Here is a 22,428-nt window from a genome sequence, read left to right as displayed (position 1 = left end):
GAATGGGAGAGATCTATATGAAAAAAATAGGATTGGCTCTTTTTACAATGATGATATCGTTGATTATTGTGTTCATTGTGATTCAGTTTATGCCTGGAGATCCGGTAGATATTCTTGCACAAGAAATGGTTCGAACAGAAGCGCTTCCATACGATTTAGCATATGAAAGGGCTATTGCTCAATTAAATTATGATCCATCTGAGCCCATATGGGAAAGATTTATAGATTATATTGTTGGAATTTTTACGGGAAATTTGGGAATTTCGATGGCATATAAAAAGCCTGTCACCGAAATCGTTGCAGGAGCATTGCCGTGGACTATGTTAATATTAAGTATATCACTTCTATTTTCATTTACAATCGGAATATTGCTAGGCATATATATCGCTTGGAAGCGCAAAAAGACTTTGAATGTGGTTGTAACCGTATATCAATCAATTTTTGGTTCAATTCCAGACTATATCGTGGCATATATTTTAGTATTTATCTTTGCAGTCTCGCTCGGGTGGCTGCCATCTAAAGGAGCATACAGCTCAGACGTTGTGGTTGGTTTTAACGCACCGTTTATTTTGGATATTCTTCAACATGCAGTATTGCCAGTGCTTGCCTATTTTGTAACAACAGTATCTACCTGGATTGTTGCTATGAAAGCAAACGCGTTGATGGTATTAGGTGAAGACTATATCACATATGCAGAAGTTCGGGGGCTGCCCAAAAGGCGAATACTCATTCATTATTTAGGGAGAAACGCAATCTTGCCTATGGTAACAAGTCTTGCCGTATCATTCGGGTTGATGTTTGGTGGATCTCCTTTAATCGAAAATTTGTTTCTGTATCCGGGTGTTGGATTTTATTTGAGTGTGGCGATCAGCAGGCGCGATTTTCCGCTAATGCAAGGAATGTTTTTGGTTATCATTGTTATGGTTGTGGTTTCTAGTTTGCTTGCAGAATTTTTGTATACGATTTTAAATCCAAGGTTAAGAGGGCAATAAGGAGATAATTTATGGAAGAAAATTTGGATAATGCTCGGCAAGTGAATTTTCATCGTGAAAATGGCTTTAAAAGTTTCATTAGAATTATGTGGAATAATAAGATGTCGCGAATTGGACTGATCATTTTAACTGTGTTTTTGCTTATAGCGATATGTGGACCAATCTTTTTGTCACCACCTAAATCTGATTATCTAAATCGACTGCAAGCACCGTCGTGGCAACATTGGTTGGGTACAGACTTCGCAGGGAAGGATACGCTAAAGCAGCTGATTTTGGGGGCGAGAGATGTTTTGCTAGTTGCTGCATATGCTGCAATGTTTTCGCTATTCTTTGCTTGTACGATAGGAATTTTGTCGGGGTTGCTAGGCGGAAAAATAGATGCGTTTTTGATGATGATTACTAGCATAGTGTTAACAATACCCAGTTTTCCGGTAACAATGATTTTGTCGATGGTAATAGAAATACAAAATCAATTAACGTTTGGATTGGTATTGAGCTTGTGGTCGTGGGCAGGTTTGGCAAAAGCAATTCGGTCTCAGGTGTTGCTAATTAAGCATAAGGATTTTATAGAGGCAAGTCAAATAATGGGCCTAAGCAAATGGACAATCATAACGAATGACATAATGCCAAACATAGTATCGTATATAGCGGTAAACTTTATCGTAATTATGAAGGGCGCCATATTGGCAAGTGTGGGGCTTATGTATTTGGGGTTAGTGCCGTTTCAGGGAAACCATTGGGGAATGATGATACAGATTTCGCTATCTCAAACGGGTGCGCTKCTTGGGTCGAGTTCAATGATCTATTTTTTGTCTCCGGTTATCAGTATAGTGATATTTCAGTTTGGGGCGTATATGTTTGCAACGGGGCTAGATGACGCGTTAAATCCAAGATTGAGAAATTGATTTAAGAAAAATTTAATGAAGAGGAAATGAGATGGAACCAATCTTAGAAATTACAAATTTATGTATTGATTTTAAAACGCCCAGTGGTTTGTTGCGTGCYTGCGATGGCGTTACCATAAATATTTATAAGGGCGACATTGTAGGCATAATCGGAGAAAGCGGCAGTGGTAAGTCGACTATGGCYGCAGGCATACTCCAAACTATTAAGCCTCCAGGAAAAATAGCAGATGGCAAAATTTTATATCATGCTCCAGATGGTGAAGTAGTCGATTTGCTGCAATTAGGAGCTAARGGTTATCAAAAGTTTAGATGGAGTAAAATTGCAACGGTGTTTCAAGCGGCGCAAAATGTGCTTAACCCCTCTTTGTTAGTTCGAGAACATTTTTTAGAAACAGCTTGGGCTCACAATCCAAAGATAGAAGAGCGAGAGATTGTGGCAAAAGCCAAAACGATTTTAGCGCAAGTTCGTTTGGAAGAACGCGTATTGGATAGCTATCCGCATCAACTTAGCGGCGGGATGAAGCAACGAACGATTATTGCTTTGAGTTTGCTACTGGAGCCAGACATTATAATATTGGATGAGCCGACCACTGCCTTGGATGTTATAACTCAGTGGTATATCATCGATATTCTAAAAAAGATTCATCACGAACGAGAAATTACAATGATCTTTTTGACGCATGACGTATCTATCATTGGGTCCATTGTAGATCGAATTGCTGTTATGTATGCTGGGCAATTGGTAGAATATGGGAAAGTAGAAGACGTATTTAAGGTACCAAAACATCCGTATACCTATGGACTGATGCACGCAATCCCCTCGCTAAAAGATGATATAAGCAAGCGGCGAGCRATACCAGGCTATCCGCCCAATATGCTAAAGTTGCCGAACATCTGYAGGTTTGCTCCACGTTGCCCAGTGTATTTAGAAGATGGATGCGGTGGAAATAAGGAGCTGACAGATTTTATGTATGAGACACCCACGGGGCAAATATCGAGATGCTATAAATGGGAAGAGGTAAATACGCTATGTCATTAATGGAACTGAAAAATGTCAATATGATTTTCCCGAGTGGCAAAAAAGAAAATGTTATTGGGGCAGTGGTAGATGCAAATCTCACGATAGACGAAGGCGAAATCATTGCAGTAATAGGAGAAAGCGGAAGCGGAAAGACAACGTTAGGCAAAGTGATTGTAGGGGTTCATAAACCAACTAGCGGACAAATTTTATATAAGGGTAAAGACGTAACAAAATTAACTGGCGCAAATTATAAGGACTATAGACTGGGAGTTCAGATGGTCCATCAAGATTCGTTTGCGGCATTAAATCCCAACAAAACAATTTTTCARTCGCTTTCGATTCCGCTATACGAACATAAGATTGTGAAGGGCAGTAAAGATGCCGCGCAGATGCTGATGGAGTATTTAGTTGAAGTGGGGTTAACTCCCCCAGAACAATTTTTGGAAAAATATCCGCATCAACTTAGTGGTGGGCAGCGACAGAGAATATTGCTTGCAAGGGCATTATCAATGAAGCCCAAGCTGATAGTTGCAGATGAGCCGGTCTCTATGGTAGATGTGTCACTTAGAATTTCGCTTCTAGATCTAATGACGAGAATGAATCAAAAATATAAAATCTCATTTATATATATAACGCACGACTTGGGTACCGCCAGATATATCGCATCACATGGGCGTATCGTAGTTATGTATTTGGGAAGACAGGTGGAAATAGGTCAAATTCAGGAAACAATAGAAAATCCAAAGCATCCATACACATATGCCTTGGTTAGCGCAGTGCCAGAAGCGGATCCTGATAGGCGTTCAAATTTTGCGGATAGTTTACCACTAAAGTCGCTAGATATGCCAAGCTTGTTGAATTTGCCAACTGGCTGTAAATTTAACCCTAGGTGCCCAAATGCAGATAAATTATGTGAAATGGAGGAACCGCGGTTGTTAGAATATAGCGAAGAGGATCTAAAAGAGAAGGGAAAAGTAAAATGCCACCACACCAAAGAAATATTAAGAGCCAGATCGAAAAGCTCATTTATGGATTGATTAGCCTTGCGATTATAATTATCGTATTTGCTGCATTTGGGGTAGTGATTATGTTAGAAAATAAAGAGGCTTTTGTAGTCTATTGTATTATTATTGTAATAAATTTAGTTGTAATAGTCGCAGGATTTCTTTTTTTAAGATGGTTTAGAAGATTGCTTGATAAAACGGAGGAATAAAATGAAATTGAGAAATAAGAACATAGGAAAATTTGAATATATTATAGAAGAGTTAACTAATGAAAATTTGGAAAAAGTAGTTAAATTATATAATAACATAATCAAGGAAGATAAATTGGTTTATAAAATATTATCAACAACAGATTTTGAAGAACATTTTGTAGATGAAACCCAATACAAAAAATATAACTATGTAGTAATGGATCAAGAAAAGTGCATTGGATTTGTAAATGGAATTGTTGCAAACGAGATAGGCTTCGTAACGTTTGTGGCGGTGGACCCAGAGTATCGCCGCGCCGGGATCGGAAGGGCAATGGTTGAGCATTTGGAAGCCGCCGAAGTAGAAGAGGAAATTAAGCGCTTTGAAATCAGCTTCTTTAACCCAATTAATTTGGATTGGAATATTCCGGGATATGCCGCGTATGACCATCCCAATACACAAGGTGTGGATGTATCAACGGAAGCTTATATTTTCTTTAAAAATTTGAGATATCGAGATGTTATTTGTCAAAACACATATCTTAAAAGTTTGGTAGATTTTGAATATGCTCCAGAGGTTGTACAAAACATTCAAGATCTAAATGAACGTGGAATTACTATAGGGTATCTAGACCTGCAGCGACATAAAGGGATCAAAGAACTCTTTGATAACCTCAAAAATGAATTGTGGCGAGAAGGCATAATGAATGCGATCGATCCGGTGTTGGTAATTTTAGACGGAGATAAAGTTTGTGGCTTTGCAGGGCCTTTGAGAGTTCAAATGAGTGGAAGAGGATTTTTTATTGGCATCGGCATCCACTCGGATTATAGAAAAATGGGCGCAGGAAAAGTTTTGTTTAGCTCGTTGTGTAAAAGCCTAAAAGATGAAGGTGCAACGTTTATGTCATTGTTTACGGGCGATAACAATCCTGCTAGAAACATTTATGAATCGGCCGAATTTAAAATTGTAAAAAATTGGCAAGTAATGCGCAAAGAGATGCGAGAGAGGGAAATGCGATGAGAACTATAATGGCTATTGGCGGACATGTTGGTGATATGGAACTAACTGCAGGCGGCGTACTTGCTAGCGCGGCTGTAAGAGGAGACAAAATTGTAACAGTGGCTTTAACTGGTGGAGAAAGAGGAAATCCGCCAGATAAAACAGTATCAGAATATAGAACTCAAAAAATAGAAGAGGCAAATCAGTTTGCAAAAGAGTTGGGTGGAGAAGCTGTAATATTTAAATATACCGACGGCGAGTTGCCAGATAATGAAGAAGTGCGCTGGGAACTGTGTGATRCGATTCGTAAATATAAGCCCAACGTATTAATTACGCATTGGAAAAATAGTATGCACAAAGATCATTCTCTAACTCATCAAATTGTAAACGCGGCGCAGTTTTATGCCGGGTTAGCATCCATAGAAAGAGCGTTGCCCCCACATTGGGCGGCAGGGCCATACTATGCAGAAAATTGGGAAGACCCAACCGATTTTAAGCCGTATGTATATGTGGAAGTGACAGAAGAGGGCTATCAATTGTGGGAAAAAGCAATAAACCACCACTGGTTTGCACTTCATTCGCCGTCATATCCATATAAAGAATATTACTCTAACTTGAAACGCATTCGCGGAATTGATGCCAGAAAGAAATACGCAGAAGCATTTAATATACAAGAGCGAGAAAAACGAATTATTCGCAATGAGTTATAAACAACTGGAGGATATTAAATGAAAAAAGTGAAAGCATTATTGATAAGTATGATGATGATTTTATCAGGATGCGCTGCGAGTGACGACAGAGACGATGTAGTTGTATTAGAAAATACACAGTTTAAGTTGGAATCAACAGGCGCAATTAATAAGGAAAAAGTGTTAACAACATTGATAGATATTCAGCCCCCACCAGCKTTTAATGGAAACCCATATGATGCTGCAGGAATAAATTGGTCGATTCAGCCATTAGTCTATGATTATCTCTGTGAATTTTCGCCATTTCCAGAGAGAATGTTCAAAACGAGTTTGCTGGAGAGCTTCAAATTGGATGGGACTCATTTRACGATGACATTAAAGGAAGATCTAAAATGGAGTGACGGATCTCCGCTTACCGCAGCTGACGTGATGACAAACTATTATTTGAATGTTGGCAGAAGCGCGTTTTGGACTTACGCAACGGAGCTAAAGAAAATTGATGATAGAACTATAGAAGTAGATTATGTAACTGAAAGCCCCTTGCTCCTTAATATTACTTTTGCCTTGCCAATTATGTCCCCAGCATCGGTCTATGGAGAATATGCAGAAGCGTATAAGGATATTGCACTCAATTATCGTGAGTTAAATCCAGAAACTGGAAACTACAAATTTACGGCAGAGGGCGCCGCGTTGCTTGCAGATGCAAATAACAAGATGCTGGCATATAAACCAAACATTCGAGATGTAATTGCGTCTGGGCCATATATCATGACTAATGCGACAACGGCGGAGGTGATATTTGAAGAAAATCCGCATTACAGAGTTGATGTTGCCATAGACAAAATACGAGGACTGCGTCCAGGGAGCGCAGAGGCATTTGCGACCTCCATATTAGAAGGGCAGTATACTATCGAAAATGGAGGATTGTCGCCAGATATGTCGAGGCAAGTGGATAAACGATTTAGAGATACTTTGCGTAAAATTTATGTACCAGAGATTTCGCAAATTGGCTACGTCTTTAATGAGGCCAAATATCCTGTGAATATTCCAGAAGTACGAAAAGCAATATCTATGGCAACAAATAGAGATATCCTAATTCAAATTTCAGAGCCCGGAAGCTTTTTGAGTGATCAGTACAACACAGGGCTAACTCCAAGCATGATTGAAACATATGCAGATCCCCAATTTTTAAGCACGCTAACCGATTATTCATACAATCCAGCAGCGGCAGAGGCAATGCTAACGTCAATCGGCTGGAGCCGCGATGATAAGGGCAAATGGATAAACGAAAAAGGCGAGCATGTGGAGATAGAAATCGCAACAATCAACTCGTGGCCAACTTTTATGCTTACTGCAGAAGCAATGTCTACGATGTTGTCAGAGTTTGGCTTTAAAATTAAGTATGCGCCAATGGAGAGCGGTACAGTTTGGACATATTTAAACGGACCAAATCACACCATTGGAGGCGTATTTTTGGGAGGTGCCGGAACGTATGCACATCCGTGGGAAGCGTTTAGTAATATTTTGAACTCACCTAGAATAGGGCTTCCGGAAGTGCCTAAAGGTGAGGATCGTATAATATTTTCGCCTACTACAGAAAAAGAATACAATGTTACGAAGATGCTAAAAGAGCTTTTTGCCGCAATGACTCCAGAAGAAACTCAAGCAATAACGCATGAATTCATGCAGTTGAACAATGAGCTGTGTTTGTTTATGCCATTGGTAGAAAAAGCGGCGCCGTTGCGAGTGTATGACGTAACATTAAGTTTGCCAGAAGCTGTTCCAAATGAAGTGCAAAAAAGCTTTTATTACTTTGGCCCATTAAATTTAATGATTGCCAAAATGCTTCGTGGTGGAGAAATATTTTTTGTAGAATAAGCCGAAGGGGGAATACGATATGTTAAAAATAGTTACAATAGGAGGGGGATCAAGTTATACCCCAGAGCTAATCGAAGGATTTATCAGGAGATACCAAGAGCTGCCAGTGGATGAGATTTGGCTAGTAGATTGCGAAGAGGGCAAAGAGAAATTGGATATTGTTGGAAATCTGGCAAAGCGAATGGTAGAAAAGTCGGGACTACCCATTGCAGTAAATCTAACATTAGATAGACGAGAGGCCCTCAAAAATGCCACCTTTGTAACAACTCAGATGCGAGTAGGGCTATTAGATGCGCGAATTAAGGATGAACGAATTCCGCTTAGTTATGGATTGTTTGGCCAAGAAACAAACGGAGCCGGAGGAATGTTTAAGGCCTTTCGAACTATTCCTGTAATATTAGATATTTGCAAAGATATAGAAGAGCTGTCTCCAGATGCGTGGTTAATCAATTTTACAAATCCAGCTGGAATAATAACAGAAGCTGTAAATAGGTATAGCAATATAAATAAGGTGATCGGGCTTTGTAATGTGCCGTTTGATATGCACACTGCAATTGCAAAAATTTTGGATCGTCCAAAGTCTGATGTAAGAATTTTTATGGGCGGACTAAATCACATGAGCTACGTTACAAAAGTTGTGTGCGATGGCAAAGATGTTACCGAATATGTAATTAGCAAGTGGGGTACTCACAGCATGAACAACATTTCGGGAACTGAGTGGTCGAACGCTTTTGTCCGAGAACTTGGCGTATTGCCTTCGCCGTATCATCGATATTATTATATGGCAAAAGAATCCCTCGAAGAAGCAGTGGACAAATTTAAAAATCACGGAACACGCGCCGAAAATGTAAAGCGTTTAGAAACAGAATTATTTGAGCTATACACTGATATAGATCTTGCAGAAAAGCCAAAACAGTTAGAGCAACGTGGTGGCGCATATTACAGCGATGCGGCTTGTAATTTAATTAGTTCGATATATAATGACAAAGGCGATCTTCAGATTGTAAACACTCTAAATAGAGGAGTAATGGCGGAGTTTGAGTATGATGAGGTGGTAGAGATTAGTGCGATGATTACAAGCAATGGGCCGGTGCCAGTTGCAGTAGGCAAAATGCCAAAATGCGTAAAGGGTCTACTAAATCAGATCAAGTCATTTGAAGTTGCAACCTGCGAAGCGGCAATAACAGGAGAATATAATAAAGCGCTTTTGGCAATGATGATAAATCCGTTGGTTAGCTCACAGAAATATGCAATCAAAATTCTCGATGAAATGTTTGAAGCGCATAAAAAATATTTACCAAGATTTACTAAATAATACAAATTTGTATGGAGGGAAGTAAGATATGGAGTATGTAGTAGGCATAGATGGCGGTGGAACAAAAACGAAGCTGACGATGTGCACATTTAATAGTGGCGTAATTAATGTAATAGAAGAAGCGGTGGCAGGGCCTAGTAATGTATTAGCGAGTGGAGTGGATGTTGCAAGCGAATCGCTGGTGCAAGTAATAAAAGAGGGAGTGTTGGATAGAGGATACAAATTATCAGATTGTAGAGCGGTGTGTATGGGAATTGCAAGTGGCTCGTGGCATTCTGTACAAGATGCTATTGCAAAGATTATGAAAAATGATATAGGATATGATGGAAAACTGATCGTAACCAATGATGCGGAGACGGCATTAATGGCAGGAACTGGAGGAAAAGAAGGTATTCTCTTGATCGCTGGAACAGGCTCGATATGCTATGGAGTAAATAGTACAGGCAAAAGTTGTAGAATTGGTGGCTGGGGACACATATTTGACGACGAGGGTAGCGCATATTATATTGCAATTAAAATATTGAATGCAGTAATGAAAGCATACGATGGAAGAGATATGGCGACAGTTTTAACCAAATTGGTATTAGAATATTTTAAGGTAGACAACGAAAGAGATATTGTAGATGAAATTTATAAGCCCAATATATCAAAACAGCATATAGCGGATTTGGCAAAGCTGATAGAGGTTGCATATGATCTCGATGACCCTATTGCGATTATGATAGTTGACGATGTAGTAAATAGTTTATATATTAGTGTGGAAAGCGCAATGAAGAAGCTRTCGTTTTTGAAAAAGCCAGTAGATGTAGTTATAGATGGAAGCGTAATTGTAAAGAATCAAGCAATAAATTTGAAATTCTCTAATAAACTTAAGCAAAGACACACATTAACAAATATTAAAACGCTCGAGAAAGACGCTTCGTATGGAGCGGCAATTATTGCGTGTAGAAGTATAAAATAAAAAGTGGTAAATTGATAGGGAGATGCTATTGTGAGAGAGTATGATTTTATAGTAGTTGGCGGAGGAATGTCTGGCGTATGCGCTGCGATAAGTGCAGCAAGAAATGGCGTAAAAACCGCATTGGTACACAATAGACCCGTTTTGGGYGGAAACGCTAGTAGCGAAGTGAAGGTTAGTATCAATGGAGCCGGAAGAATTGGAAATTTTCAGCACGCAATGGAAAGCGGAATTATCTTAGAAATCTTACTAAAAAATAAAAAGTTTAATGTGGGGCATTCGTTTAATATATTAGACCATATAAATTGGGAGTTTATAAAGAATGAACCGAATATCGATTTGTATTTGAATACAAGCATGACTGGGTGTGTTGTAGAGGACAATAAAATTAAATCTATCACAGCATTTCAAGTTACAACTCAAAAGGAATTTGTATTGGCAGCAAAACTGTTTTGCGACACAACYGGAGACGCGAACTTGGCATATGCGGCGGGAGCAGATTATACTATAGGTCACGAAGCGCGTTCGACATATAACGAATCGCTGGCTCCAGAAGTAGCAACTAAGCATACGATGGGCAGTACTTTGCTATTTACAACTCGAGATCTTGGCAAACCTGTAAAATTTACTTGTCCAGAATGGGCATATAAGATGACTAAGGAATATATTGGAAAAAGAAAGGTTCATGAATTGAGTAACGGATACTGGTGGTGTGAAGTTGGCGGAGACGATGACTTTTCGACTACTGAAGATGCCGAAGAAGTCCGCGACGAGCTTATTAAATATGCGTATGGAATTTTTGACTATATTAAAAACTCGGGAGAATATCCAGAAGCAGAAAACCTTATGCTAGACTGGTTTGGAGCAGTTCCAGGTAAGCGTGAGTCAAGAAGAATCATTGGAGATTATGTGTTAAATCAAAATGATATTCAAGCTCATGAAAGATTTGCAGATGCCGTTGCCTATGGTGGATGGTCGATGGATGATCATATTGTTGGCGGAATCCGAGCAAAGGTTTGGGAAAAGGCCCACAAAAACGATGAAGGTGGCTCGATTTGGCATCCGGTAAGAGATGTCTATACAATACCATATCGAAGCTTGTATAGTAGAAACATCGAAAACCTCTATGCTGGCGGTCGTTGCTTTAGCGTATCGCATATGGCCATGAGCTCAACTCGCGTTATAGGCACTTGCTCTGTAATTGGGCAAGCAATAGGAACTGCAGCTGCTATTGCGACGAAATACGATATATTGCCAAGACAAGTGAATGAGCATATCAAGGAGCTCCAGCAACTACTCATAAAAGATGATGCGTATTTACCTTCTATCAAGACGGAAGATAAAGATGATCTGATCTCAAACAATCCATGCAAAATTACTGCGTCTTCTTATCAGAAAAATTGTGAGCCCAAAATGATAAACTCAGACTTTGCGCGACGAATCTATGATGACGAAAATGCATGGGTATCTGAGAAATTAGAAGAAGATGGGCAATTTGTAGAAGTGGAATTTGAAAAGCTTATGCCGATAAAGGAACTGGTATTGAGATTTGACCCAGACTTTAATAGAACGGTTGCAACAAGTATCGCAGAAAGTCATAGAGATAGGCAAGTAGAGGAAATGCCCTATCAGTTGGTAAAAAGCTATGTAATCGAGTATTTTCAAGGTAACGAAAAAGTGGCTTCAACAGAAGTYGAGGGCAATTATCARCGTGTCAATAAGCATCATGTAGATGTGATTGCAGATAAAATAAAAATTACTGTGTTAGAAAATTATGGAGATCCATATGCAAGAATTTGTGATTTGAGAATCTACTAAAAATTCGCCTCCCTATATTATATTGGGAGGTTTAATTTATATTTGGTGAATATAATCGTATAGCTCGATGTTAGTGCAATACCAGATATCGTCGCGATTGCTAAGAAGCTCGGCACACTTTTCGATGCGGTCCCAGCAGTTGTCAAATTCGTAGCTGTGGCCCCATATATAAAAGAGACTGAGGTCTTTGCTGTTGAGCTTTTTGTATTGATCGATTAGGTCGAAGAGTTCGTCGTTTTTGTGGTGTGTAGTAGGCAACCAACGATACCAGTTTGTCGGAAGCGCAAAGTCAAAAGTGCTTTTAACTGCTCGTCCATAGACTATTCCGGCATCTTTCATAATGGCAATTGCGGCATCGTTGACTTGTCCAAATGAGTATGCCATACCGCGAACATCTCGCTTGAGCAGGGCCTCGAGGTTGCGTTTATCTTCTACTATTTCTTCGGTCGCATCTGCAAGAGTTAAGTCTGGAAGCCGTAGGTGAGCACGCCCATGGCAAGCAATTTCGTGGTTTGTGTAGAGCTCGCGAACTTGTGTCGCCGTTAATCGGTTCGGATCATCTGTCAACCCCGAATTGATATTAAATGTGGCTTTGAGACCATAGTGATTAAAAATTTCTACCAGGCGTTTGTCTTGTGTCACACCGTCGTCATAGCTAAATGTAACAGCTTTGGTGGCTCCATTTGGATACATAAAATTCTCCCCTTTCGAAAAATATTATAGTGATATCCAGAAACTGCGTCAAGGACACGCTGCAATAAATGGTAAGTACAGGGATTTTTAGGCAATAATTAATATTTAGTGCAAAAATGGCGATATATAACATGTAAAATATGTTGCAGCAAACTATAAAGGAGAAAATTATGTCTATGATGAGGAAATATCAAAAATTACTAGCTATGGCAATAATAACAACGGCAACTGCGGCGATTACAACAGCTACATTTGCGGCAATAGATGATAGCGACATCTCGCATCTACCCACGCAAGATTCATTCGATGAAAATGGAATTGTGAGTGTAGAGGAATTTCAATCGCTATACGCATTAGATGAGGAACTAATGAGGTCGCTTCGATATTTGCAAGTGAATCATTCTGAAGTTGGGGGAATCGAATTTAACGGCAGTAATGTTGCAATAGGTTCCGCACCAGCAGGTAGGCCGAATCAAAAATACATAGATGCAACCCCAGATAGTGCGTATAAAAAACTAGAGGGGACCGTTCAGTCGTTGTTTGGAGGCGCAGAAATGAGTAGAGCATCGTCAATAAACCCGGATGTATTGACAGATATATCTGCGACAGTAGCGCGATTGAAAACGGCAAACGATGCGTTTCTGGCGGAGGCAGAATTTGAAATGGGTACGGGGCATACATATAAAGTGGCAGCAGAAGATCTGATCAGAAAAGTTACGGAAATATCAAAGCATATGGAAAATGTGAAAGGGAAGAATTCGGGTGCTGAAGAAGAGGCCGAGGAAAGTGCGATAATCGAAATGCAAACTACACTTGATGCCGCGGAAGAATTGATAGAAAGCATAAATCCTGTTGCACTAGAAGCTACAAATATCTTGGCAAACACAAGAAGTGTGGATAAAAATGGAAAAATTGGAGACGTATGCCTAAATCGAGCTGCACAGCCATATCAAATATCTGAGAATAAGGTATATGCCAAAGAAGAGGACTTTGTAGAGGGGTTAAAAACYTTAAATGTGGCCTATGAGAAATTTATAGATGGCTTGGACAGTGCGTATACYAAATTTAAAAAGGATGTGGATGRATTAAAATATGATAGCGTTGTGGGGCTAAATGCTGCGGGCGAAAATGTTGCGGTCGAAAATGTTGCGGACAAAACGGTTGTAAGTTATAAGCCGGTAGCAGTTGAGCTATCAGAAAACGGAATCCTCGATAAAAATGGAAAGCCGTTAGGGGGAGGYATTCATCAGTACGTATCTTATGCTGCCTTTGCGGAGTTGAAAGAAGCGCTAGTGGAAGTGGATCGATTTATGGCAAACAATACAGTGCCCGAGCATTTGGCAGCAAACGAAATGGTGCCAGGATATTTTGACAATGCAAGCAAGCGATTGAAAACTGCGGTRGCGGAGTTTAATGCAACAGCGAGTAATGCCGCAGATGTTTTAAGAATGGCCTATGATCAAGAGATACGCAGCCTTGCGGTCAAAGTAAGTGAGATTGTAGCTTTGCCTGAAACGACAGAGGTTGTTGCAGGTGTAGAAGATTATGAGGGGCTAAATTTTGCGGTAAATGTGGAGACTGTAGAGGATGAAAAAAAGTATACATTAGAAAATCTTGAAGTTGCAGATGGATATTTTGTTTCTGCCGATGGAACAGGTTTAGATACGGAGGGAGAAGAAGGAGACCAGTGGGTTAGCGAAGCTAAGCTTTCTGCCTTAGAAACTGCGCTCCAAAAATCGTTGCATATATTAAATGAAACAGCAAATATCAAAAATGTCARTGATATAGAAATTAAGTATCCACTAAAATATGTGGAAAAATATGGCAACGRATATTTCGAGACTGCAACTGGGCTAATAAAAATAGCAGATAAATTTGGCTTTGAAACAATAGCCAATGTGGACGAAATTGCAGATGCGAAAATCCAGGAAGCCAGAAGCTTAATTAMAGAGGCACRAAAAAGCGACGTTGTGGATGGGCTAGATTTGTTGACGTTTGAGATGTTAAATACGATTGTCGACAGTACGGTAATTCCAGAGGCAAACGGCATCTTTACAGAAAAACCAGCAKATGTATTGATTAATCAAGARAAGATAAMTSRATACCTAAAKCSAGAATTAATGGACGATATTATATATGCAACAACAAACGAAATAACAAAYACAGAGAAGGCAATTACAGAGCTTGAACAGGATAAGAATAAAGAGAATTTGCATGATCTTGTGAAGGCGATTGAAGCGCAGCAGAATAAGAAGGTGGATATCTCTCTCGACAATGCAAAGGTGAAATTATACAATAGCTATATCGAGGCAAACCGCGCGCTCTGGGATGAAAACGATGCCCGCATTCAGGTTAGCGATATGGATGGCGAGAATATTGCGGAATATAATTTTTACGTATCGAAAGCTGTGATGGATAAATTGACCGCAGCGATAGCGTCTTCGTATGTCAATCTAACAGAATCTGTAGAGAAAACAGCAATTGTGGCCCAAATAGCAACTAACGAGGCAGCGATGAAGTTTGAGCCTAAAATAGGTAAGGCTACAGTTCAGGAAATTTCGGCTCTGGCTATGGCAAAAGGAAAGTTGGGAACTCAGCTGGAGAAAACCGAAGCGGATCTTAACACTACAATAAGCGMTTTGTATGGCGCAGACGTCGAGGCTGCTAATAAATGGACAACTGCAGCTGCCAAGGCAGAATACACAAATGCATATACTCAGGCAAAAGCAGAATTTGAATCTGGCTATGCAACGGAGGCCAAGATGAAGGCTGCCCTCACTGCATTGAATTCGGCCGCAACAACATTTGAAGCCACTCTACAAGATGGGACCAAAGAAGCCTACCAAGATGTTGTTGCACAGATGCGAATTTACATTGACAACTCCAAATATGGAAAYAACAGAAACGATGGAAGTACRGMAGGACATAATGCAGAGTATAGAGAGCCAGTTGTTGCATATGAAAATATTCAGATAAGCAATGACGGAGGGATGGATCTAGCATTGACGGAGTTGTGGGCTGCYGCGGCAGATTTCAATAAAATAGAAACAGCCGTTTTAACTGCAGAAAAAATATTGGAAAATTCAGTAAATTTGAACATATATTTGGTAAAAATGCCGATAAATGATCTCGAAATAGAGAGGGACAAGTTAAAAAATGCCTACGAAACATTCTATGCGGTAGATATTAATGACCATACTATAGTAGATATGGCGTCGAAAATACATTATGGTCAATCGGGTATTGCAGATGTACAGATAAAGAATACAATCGCCAAAGCGGTCGAGGCGGTTAATGATTTGGTGTATATGCCGGGTACAAATCCTCTGGAGACTACTTATACCGCATACAACGGAACAGCGGGTCAAGCGTATACTCATGAAAAAGTTGAAGTGGAGATAGTAGACGCCAAAATTGTTGAGGTCGATGGAGATGCATCGCGAGTTCGTGTTACTGCAAAAGAAAATGGAATGGATGTGATCGTGGGCAACAAGTGGATATATGCAGGAGCAGTGGAGGACTATGTTGATGCCATAAGCCAGGCACAGAGGGTTGTGAACAGTTCAAAAAATATCACCAAAGCGGCATTAGACGAAGCTTTAGATACACTGAACGCAGCTGCAGAAACTTTTGAGGCAGCAGTAGACGAAAAAACAATGTTTGATGCGGCATCTATCGCTTATGAAGATTTGTATATTGCGGTATCGGAAGCATTTAGCTTGATTGGAAAAGATGAGAGCGGCATATTCGACTACGCTGATTTTTCAGATGATGGCTTTGCGAAGCTAGAAAACACAAATGGAATTACAGAGATTAGACGCAGCCTCACGAATACTGGCATTGAAGTTTCGGAGACCATGAATTTTGTACCGACTTTGGTGTATAAAACCTACAACGAAGCAATATGGAAAGCCAAAAATGCGCTCACTACAGCGACAACAGCAAGAAGTTTGGAGACTGCAATGACGACGCTCCAAAATGTCACTGATGTAATAGTAAAATCTGCCACCAAATCTGGCAAGGGCTCAAATGAAGCATTTGAAATCAAGAGGGTGGAGCTTCAAAATTTAGCAGCCGAAGCTGAGGAGATCGAATATATTGTGAGCACTAATGGGATGGATGTTGCACCAGAAGAGCAATGGATCACAACAAATATGAAGAGAAAATTGGATAGTGCGATCAATACTGCAAAGATGACAGTGAGCAACGCGTATGGTAGTTTTAAAGAAGGTGAATATGATCAGGAAGGGTTTAAAGTTTTGATGGGAACAGGCAGGGTGTTGCCAGCATTGCTAGATTCTAAAGCAGATGAATTAATGAAAGTGATAGAGGAGATCGAGGCAGAAGCCAAAAATGGAAATGCCGACGACATGACAGTGGCAAAAACAGCTTTGGAGGCTGCGCTAAACGAAGCGTATCAATTAAAAAATGTTGCACAAAGCTCATTGAGTGGAACAGATGTTGCAGGTGCGATAAGATGGGTAACAGTAGAAGAAATCAGAATTGATAACGAAGAAATTACACCAATAGCGTATATTTCAGAGGCCTACGACGAAGCAAGAGAAGTATATATGTCAAATAAAAAAGAAGACTATAGTGAGGCAGCGGCAACACTAGAAAAACAGATCGCTAAATTTATTCAGATAATTGAAGCCGGAGTCGACGGTGGCTATGGTAAAAAAGACGAAGTGACAGAGGCAAAAATCGTGATAAACACTAGGATTGCAGAGATCCGCAAAACAATAGCAGCAACGATTGCGCTCAAAAATGCAGATAATTCGAAAGTACCATTTGGACGCTACTATGCGTTATCGAGTGATATCGAGTTGATGAATTGGGTAATTTTAGAGGCAGCTAGCAAGATGAATAAGCCAGGAATTACAGCAACCGAACTGACAGCGGGCTCAACAAACGGAGAGACGAACATAACTAATGGCATAGATGATACGAGCGTGTTGGCGACATTAAATAACGCATACGCAACATTTGCTGGAGGAGTGACCACTGAAAATGGAAGTGTGGAAGAGGTAAAAAATACTAAGCGGAAACTAAAAACTGCGCCAACTGGCGAGATAAACAAAGAGAGTGCGGAGTCGCCATTGGAAAGAGTTGAACAAATAATTAAAGAAGCATTTGGCAACGAAGAGCTTCAAGTTCCATCGACAGTAGCGAAAGCAGGGAACGATAAAGATGCCGAGCAAAATTTAATAGAATACGTAACGGGTCTAATTGAAGGATACATCGAAGCTGATAAGATAGAAATTACTGAGGGGAGCTACGAAGCTGCAGAAGATCAAGATTATATGGGAAATTCGAAAGAAGGGAAATTCACCTTTGTAGCAAAAATAAATGGAGCCGAAATATCTGAGTTGAGTGTAATAATCGAGCCAGCAACCTGGGATAGCAATGCAAGAGTAGCAGTGGAGGCAGCAGTGGAACGTTTTGAACATAAGCAAGATGAGCTTGAGTTAATTCTTGAAGCTGAAGATGCTGGCGTAAATGACGTAGGCGAGATTTTGGTGGCACAAATAAAAAGTCTTATATCAGATATAATAGCGGACGAAGATGGTGATGTTGTTGTAGGAAATCTGAATTATACAGAACCTAATATAGCAGATAACGGATCGATTAACTACAGCTTAACAATATCAAAGCAAGTGGAGAGGGAAACGTCGAGACCGTCAATGCAACGTTCGGTGACAATAGCGGATGAGGCTGATAGATATGCAATCACAATAAACGATATAACAACAATAGTAAAGAGAGCATCGATAGCACCGATAGCGGAGATAGCAGAGATAGCAGAGATAGAGGAATTTGATGAGATAATGGAGATAGGGGGATTTGCAGAGATAGAGGAATTTGATGAGATAATGGAGATAGAAGAATTTGTGGAGATAGAGGAATTTGATGAGACAATGGAGATAGGGGGATTTGTAGAGATAGAGGAATTTGATGAGATAATGGAGATAGAGGAATTCGATGAAATAGAAGAATTTTATGAGATAGAAGAATTTGATGAGATAGAAGATGTAATACACCAATAAAAAAAAGGAGATGTAATAACAGATGATGAGGAAAGAGATGTGGATGCAAGAGCAGATAAAGAGAAAGGAGATGCGCCAGCAGATAATAAAGAAGGAGATAGAAGTGCACCAGCAGATGATGAGACTGGAGATACAATTGCAACAGCAGATGATGAGATAGTAGATGAAGAGTAAAGAGATGTGACTGCTGAAATAAATAAAACGTATTCCGTTGGGGGATACGTTTTTTGTTTTGTATGCAGAGGGAGTTATTTGCTCTAGTGTACTAAGAGACTGTATATTGGCATAGAATAGGATAGATAAAATTCATATATAGGGAGGAAATAACTTGAATGAACCAAAGCGCTATAAAATAAAAATGAGAAGAAACGAGAGAAAAAGGAAGTCTGAAAACGAAAGRAACATCCCGAAAGTATTGACATTACTAACGTTAGCAGGAGTAGTAGGTTATGTGACAGCAGAGTATGCTTGGCCAGAAATGCCAACAGCAAATGCCCAGAGCAGTAGCTTGGATGGCGTACAAGTGGAAATGRTTCAGACATATGCGATGCCGTTTTTGGAGGTTAATGCAGTAAAAATTTTGGCGATAACAATGTTTGATCAACTGGCAAAAGAAGAGCAGGGCGATGGCTGGTATGACAGATATTATAGAACGATAAGCCAGGATCCTAAATTTGACTTTTTAGATATAAAAAATTCCAGCAAAATTATGACGCACGGACAGACGACAAAAATATTGGAGAATATATTGGGAGAAGAATTTAAATTATTGGCAAATGCCAATGATGCGGAGCAAGGCATTTCGTTGTTAGATTTTTATAATGCATATAAAATGGCGCTAGATGTAGTGGGGCGCTCTGGAGAACTAGAGATAAAAAGATTAGACATATTGCAGACGACAACAAAAGACAACAACTTGCAGGCCTGGACGACGCAAACCTCAAACGGRGTCTATGCCTATCATGGGCTTATATTAGAACCATTAATAGGAAACAACTTAGAAGTGATAGCATCTGGAAATGATATAGTGGGGATATTAGAAATACGGCAAGGATTTTCGAAAGAATCGCGAGAATTYTCAGATAAAATTTTGAGAGTAGCGGATAACTATATAGAGTTTGAAAAAAATGGAAAACACTTTTTAGAAGAAGGAACGAGCGTAGACACAACAAATTTATCTGCAGGAACAACAGTAAGCTGTACAACAGAGAATAATCAAATTACAGCGATGTCTATAATTAATAATTTGCCAACCCAAAATATGAGAGTCGTAATAACGGAAGATGGAAAAGGAGAATATTTTCATAAAAATATACAAATTACTTCAAAAGAAAGTGTACAAATTACATACAATAATCAGATAATTAGTTATGCAGCAGGTGAAATAATTGACATCGATAGTTTAAAATTATATTCAGGAGAAAAGATAGTTATTMATCCAAGTTATAATAGCGCCTATAAAATAAATAGCATCACAAGAAGAGGGATTAACCCAGAATATGTGGGCAGTTTAGAAATCTATAAAGAAGAGGAAGGGTACCTGTTAATAAATGAAGTAGATTTAGAAAATTATGTAGCCAGAGTGATAAATAGTGAGATGCCAACATATTTTGGAGTGGAAGCATGCAAGGTTCAAGCTATTTGCGCAAGGAGTTTTGCAATACAAGAAGGATCGACAGCAAAATACTTAAAATATGGAGCGAACGTAGATGATACAACAAATAGCCAGGTATATAACAACTTGGCAGTTGATGAAATCGCAAAGGAGGCAACAAGAGCAACAGCGGGAATGGTGTTGACATTTAATGGACGGTTGGTTAARGCAAATTTTTATAGCACCTCGGGAGGGCATAGCGCCAATTATGGAGAGGTTTGGGCGAGCGAAATATTCCCCACAGCAACCCCTAGCTATTTAACAGCTGTAACACAGTATTGGGATGCCGGAAAGATATATGATTTGAGAGATGAAGAAGACGCCGAAGAATTTTTTAAATTGTCAGCAGACGATATCAGTTCCTATGACGACCATGCTGCTTGGTTTAGATGGGAAACAGAATTTGATGCCGAAGAGCTTTCGGAAGCAATAAATAATGCGCTGCAGAATTTGACAGCTAGCCAAAAGGAAAAGGTAACATTTTTAAATAGAAATAAAAAGCAAGACGCATTAATAGATGACATAGGAAAAATTTTAGATATAGAAGTATTAAATAGAGGTGAAGGGGGAAACCTGATTAGTATGTTAATTACAGCTGAAAATGAAAGTATAGAAGTGGAAACAGAAAACTTGATTAGAACAATTTTGTCGCCAAAAGAAGTGAGCGTTAAACGTGCGGACGATCAAGAGATAAGAGATTTGGCATTGTTGCCAAGTGCATTTTGTACGTTTGATATAGAATACGAAGACGGTGCGATAAAAAGCTTAAATATTTATGGAGGCGGCAGTGGACATGGCGTGGGGATGAGTCAAGAGGGTGTGCGAGGCATGGTAAATAGAGGATATACCTATGATGAAATTCTTAAGCATTACTACCAAGGAATAGAAATTGGTAGTATAGAAGAATAGGGGGGAAACTGATATATTTAAATTTATTTTGAAGATAATAACGATTATTGTGATTGGGTGTGGATTGATAGTATTTTTCTATGGGTATCGCTATTATAGCGAAGCAAAGCAAAGTCGATCGTTAGAAGAAACAGTAGCGCTTGTTAGAAACCGAGAAGATTATGTAGAAATAGATGAAATAAGCCCATATTTTTTGAATGCAATAATGGCGATAGAAGATAGAAGATTTATGTTGCATTCTGGAATTGATATAATTGGAATTGCGAGGGCATTGGTTTCAAATTTGGTAGCTGGAGAAATTGTTCAAGGAGGAAGTACAATATCGCAGCAGCTGGCAAAAAATTTGTTTTTTTCAAATCAGCAAACATTAATTAGAAARGTTGCCGAGTTGTTAATGACGATGGATATCGAGCGCAGTTTTAGTAAAAAAGAAATCTTGGAGTTATATAGTAATATAATCTATTTGGGGCAAGGAAATTAYGGAGTTGAAGCGGCAAGTAGAGAATATTTTAATAAGAATGCCATAGATTTAAATTTAGAAGAAGCGGCATTTATAGCGGGAGTAACGCAGTCGCCGACCGCATATACGACAAATATCGAGTTAGGTAAGGAGCGACAAAGAGAAGTTTTGGATGCGTTRTCTGATTTTGAAGTAATAAATTTTGATACAGAGGACTAAAAAAATTCAGTTAAATTGTCAAAACTGCTTGACGAGCCTAATTTAGTGTGCTATATTAACCACGTGCCTAAATGAGGTCTTTTTTTTTATGGAAATTTATAGAAATGTGGAGGTGTCTAATAGTGAGAGTACAAATTACGCTAGCTTGTGAGGAATGTAAACGTAGAAATTATTCTATGACCAAGAATAAAAAAACGCATCCTGATCGAATGGAAACAAAAAAGTATTGTAAATTTTGTAAAACACATACGCCGCATAAAGAGACTAGAAAATAATCTTTGTGCAAACTAAAAGTATGTTCGGGGAGGTAGTTATGGGAGTTTTTTTTAAGGACTTTGTTGCAGAAAGCAAAAGGATAGTTTGGCCAAATCGAAAAGAGCTTTTTTCAAAGACTTCTACTGTCATTACACTTTCGATCCTTGTTGCGATCATTTTGTCTATCTTCGACTTTTTATTCGGGCAGTGCTTAGTGCTATTGCATAACTGGATATAAAATGATGGAGGATTATAAATGAGTGAAGCAAAATGGTACGTAGTGCATACGTATTCGGGGTATGAAAATAAAGTAAAAGTAAATATTGAAAAAGCAATAAAAAATCGTAATATGCAAGAGTTGATTCAAAAGGTTGAAATACCAATGCATAATGAAGAAGAAGAAAAAAATGGTACCACACGCTT

The 22,428-nt window shown here is 39.2% G+C and carries 18 protein-coding genes; 17 read left to right on the top strand and 1 reads right to left on the bottom strand.

Annotated features, from left to right (window positions below):
• The first annotated feature begins 17 nt into the window (after positions 1-17).
• The 10 genes from EPU_RS00450 (at position 18) to EPU_RS00400 (ending at position 11,768) form a co-directional block, all read left to right on the top strand.
• Positions 18-992: an ABC transporter permease gene (locus EPU_RS00450; RefSeq protein ID WP_010165745.1), complete on the top strand. Its 975-nt coding sequence runs from the start codon at positions 18-20 to the stop codon at positions 990-992.
• A gap of 11 nt (positions 993-1,003) precedes the next feature.
• Entirely contained in the window at positions 1,004-1,897 is an 894-nt protein-coding gene (locus tag EPU_RS00445; RefSeq protein WP_010165744.1) for an ABC transporter permease, read from the top strand.
• A gap of 31 nt (positions 1,898-1,928) precedes the next feature.
• Positions 1,929-2,936 carry an ABC transporter ATP-binding protein gene (locus EPU_RS00440; protein ID WP_029487716.1) on the top strand — a complete coding sequence of 336 codons (1,008 nt, stop codon included), beginning with the start codon at positions 1,929-1,931 and terminating at the stop codon, positions 2,934-2,936.
• Positions 2,927-3,955: an ABC transporter ATP-binding protein gene (locus tag EPU_RS00435; protein WP_029487715.1), complete on the top strand. Its 1,029-nt coding sequence runs from the start codon at positions 2,927-2,929 to the stop codon at positions 3,953-3,955. Before EPU_RS00440 ends, EPU_RS00435 begins: the two co-directional genes overlap by 10 nt.
• A 177-nt stretch (positions 3,956-4,132) precedes the next feature.
• Positions 4,133-5,131, top strand: coding sequence for a GNAT family N-acetyltransferase (locus EPU_RS00425; protein WP_010165740.1), 999 nt, complete (start codon positions 4,133-4,135; stop codon positions 5,129-5,131).
• Positions 5,128-5,820: a PIG-L deacetylase family protein gene (locus tag EPU_RS00420; protein ID WP_010165739.1), complete on the top strand. Its 693-nt coding sequence runs from the start codon at positions 5,128-5,130 to the stop codon at positions 5,818-5,820. The genes EPU_RS00425 and EPU_RS00420 overlap by 4 nt, the downstream gene beginning before the upstream one ends.
• 18 nt (positions 5,821-5,838) lie before the next feature.
• On the top strand, positions 5,839-7,677 hold the full coding sequence (locus EPU_RS00415) for an ABC transporter substrate-binding protein (RefSeq protein WP_029487714.1): 1,839 nt from the start codon (positions 5,839-5,841) through the stop codon (positions 7,675-7,677).
• A gap of 19 nt (positions 7,678-7,696) precedes the next feature.
• Positions 7,697-8,992 carry a 6-phospho-beta-glucosidase gene (locus EPU_RS00410; RefSeq protein ID WP_010165737.1) on the top strand — a complete coding sequence of 432 codons (1,296 nt, stop codon included), beginning with the start codon at positions 7,697-7,699 and terminating at the stop codon, positions 8,990-8,992.
• 28 nt (positions 8,993-9,020) lie between these two features.
• Positions 9,021-9,953 carry a BadF/BadG/BcrA/BcrD ATPase family protein gene (locus EPU_RS00405; protein ID WP_010165736.1) on the top strand — a complete coding sequence of 311 codons (933 nt, stop codon included), beginning with the start codon at positions 9,021-9,023 and terminating at the stop codon, positions 9,951-9,953.
• Positions 9,954-9,983: 30 nt separating this feature from the next.
• Positions 9,984-11,768: an FAD-dependent oxidoreductase gene (locus tag EPU_RS00400; protein WP_029487713.1), complete on the top strand. Its 1,785-nt coding sequence runs from the start codon at positions 9,984-9,986 to the stop codon at positions 11,766-11,768.
• 36 nt (positions 11,769-11,804) lie between these two features.
• Here the strand turns inward: EPU_RS00400 and EPU_RS10950 are convergent, their stop codons facing one another.
• Positions 11,805-12,461, bottom strand: a complete 657-nt coding sequence (locus EPU_RS10950; RefSeq protein ID WP_010165734.1) for a polysaccharide deacetylase family protein — start codon at positions 12,459-12,461, stop codon at positions 11,805-11,807.
• Between the two features lie 170 nt (positions 12,462-12,631).
• Between EPU_RS10950 and EPU_RS00390 the strand changes: the two genes are divergently transcribed.
• From EPU_RS00390 to EPU_RS10940, 7 genes are all read left to right on the top strand, one after another.
• Positions 12,632-18,508 carry a hypothetical protein gene (locus EPU_RS00390; RefSeq protein WP_029487711.1) on the top strand — a complete coding sequence of 1,959 codons (5,877 nt, stop codon included), beginning with the start codon at positions 12,632-12,634 and terminating at the stop codon, positions 18,506-18,508.
• A 39-nt stretch (positions 18,509-18,547) separates the two neighbouring features.
• The gene (locus tag EPU_RS14235) at positions 18,548-18,682 is read left to right on the top strand and encodes a hypothetical protein (RefSeq protein ID WP_010165732.1); all 135 of its coding nucleotides are present in this window, start codon (positions 18,548-18,550) and stop codon (positions 18,680-18,682) included.
• Between the two features lie 154 nt (positions 18,683-18,836).
• Positions 18,837-21,071 carry a SpoIID/LytB domain-containing protein gene (locus EPU_RS00380; protein WP_029487710.1) on the top strand — a complete coding sequence of 745 codons (2,235 nt, stop codon included), beginning with the start codon at positions 18,837-18,839 and terminating at the stop codon, positions 21,069-21,071.
• Positions 21,072-21,120: 49 nt separating this feature from the next.
• Entirely contained in the window at positions 21,121-21,750 is a 630-nt protein-coding gene (locus EPU_RS10945; RefSeq protein WP_198006378.1) for a transglycosylase domain-containing protein, read from the top strand.
• A 122-nt stretch (positions 21,751-21,872) separates the two neighbouring features.
• Positions 21,873-22,025 carry a 50S ribosomal protein L33 gene (gene rpmG / locus EPU_RS12935; protein ID WP_010165729.1) on the top strand — a complete coding sequence of 51 codons (153 nt, stop codon included), beginning with the start codon at positions 21,873-21,875 and terminating at the stop codon, positions 22,023-22,025.
• 20 nt (positions 22,026-22,045) lie between these two features.
• Complete coding sequence (secE, locus tag EPU_RS14505) at positions 22,046-22,243, top strand: preprotein translocase subunit SecE (RefSeq protein WP_029487709.1); 198 nt, start codon at positions 22,046-22,048, stop codon at positions 22,241-22,243.
• Positions 22,244-22,261: 18 nt separating this feature from the next.
• A partial coding sequence (locus EPU_RS10940) for a transcription termination/antitermination NusG family protein (RefSeq protein ID WP_010165727.1) occupies positions 22,262-22,428 on the top strand: 167 nt, incomplete at its 3' end.

Origin of the sequence: Candidatus Epulonipiscium viviparus (assembly GCF_000171335.1) — a bacterium.
Taxonomy (GTDB): domain Bacteria; phylum Bacillota; class Clostridia; order Lachnospirales; family Cellulosilyticaceae; genus Epulonipiscioides; species Epulonipiscioides viviparus.
The sequence above is the reverse complement of the archived record's forward strand: the minus strand, read 5'-3'. Positions and strand labels throughout refer to the sequence as shown.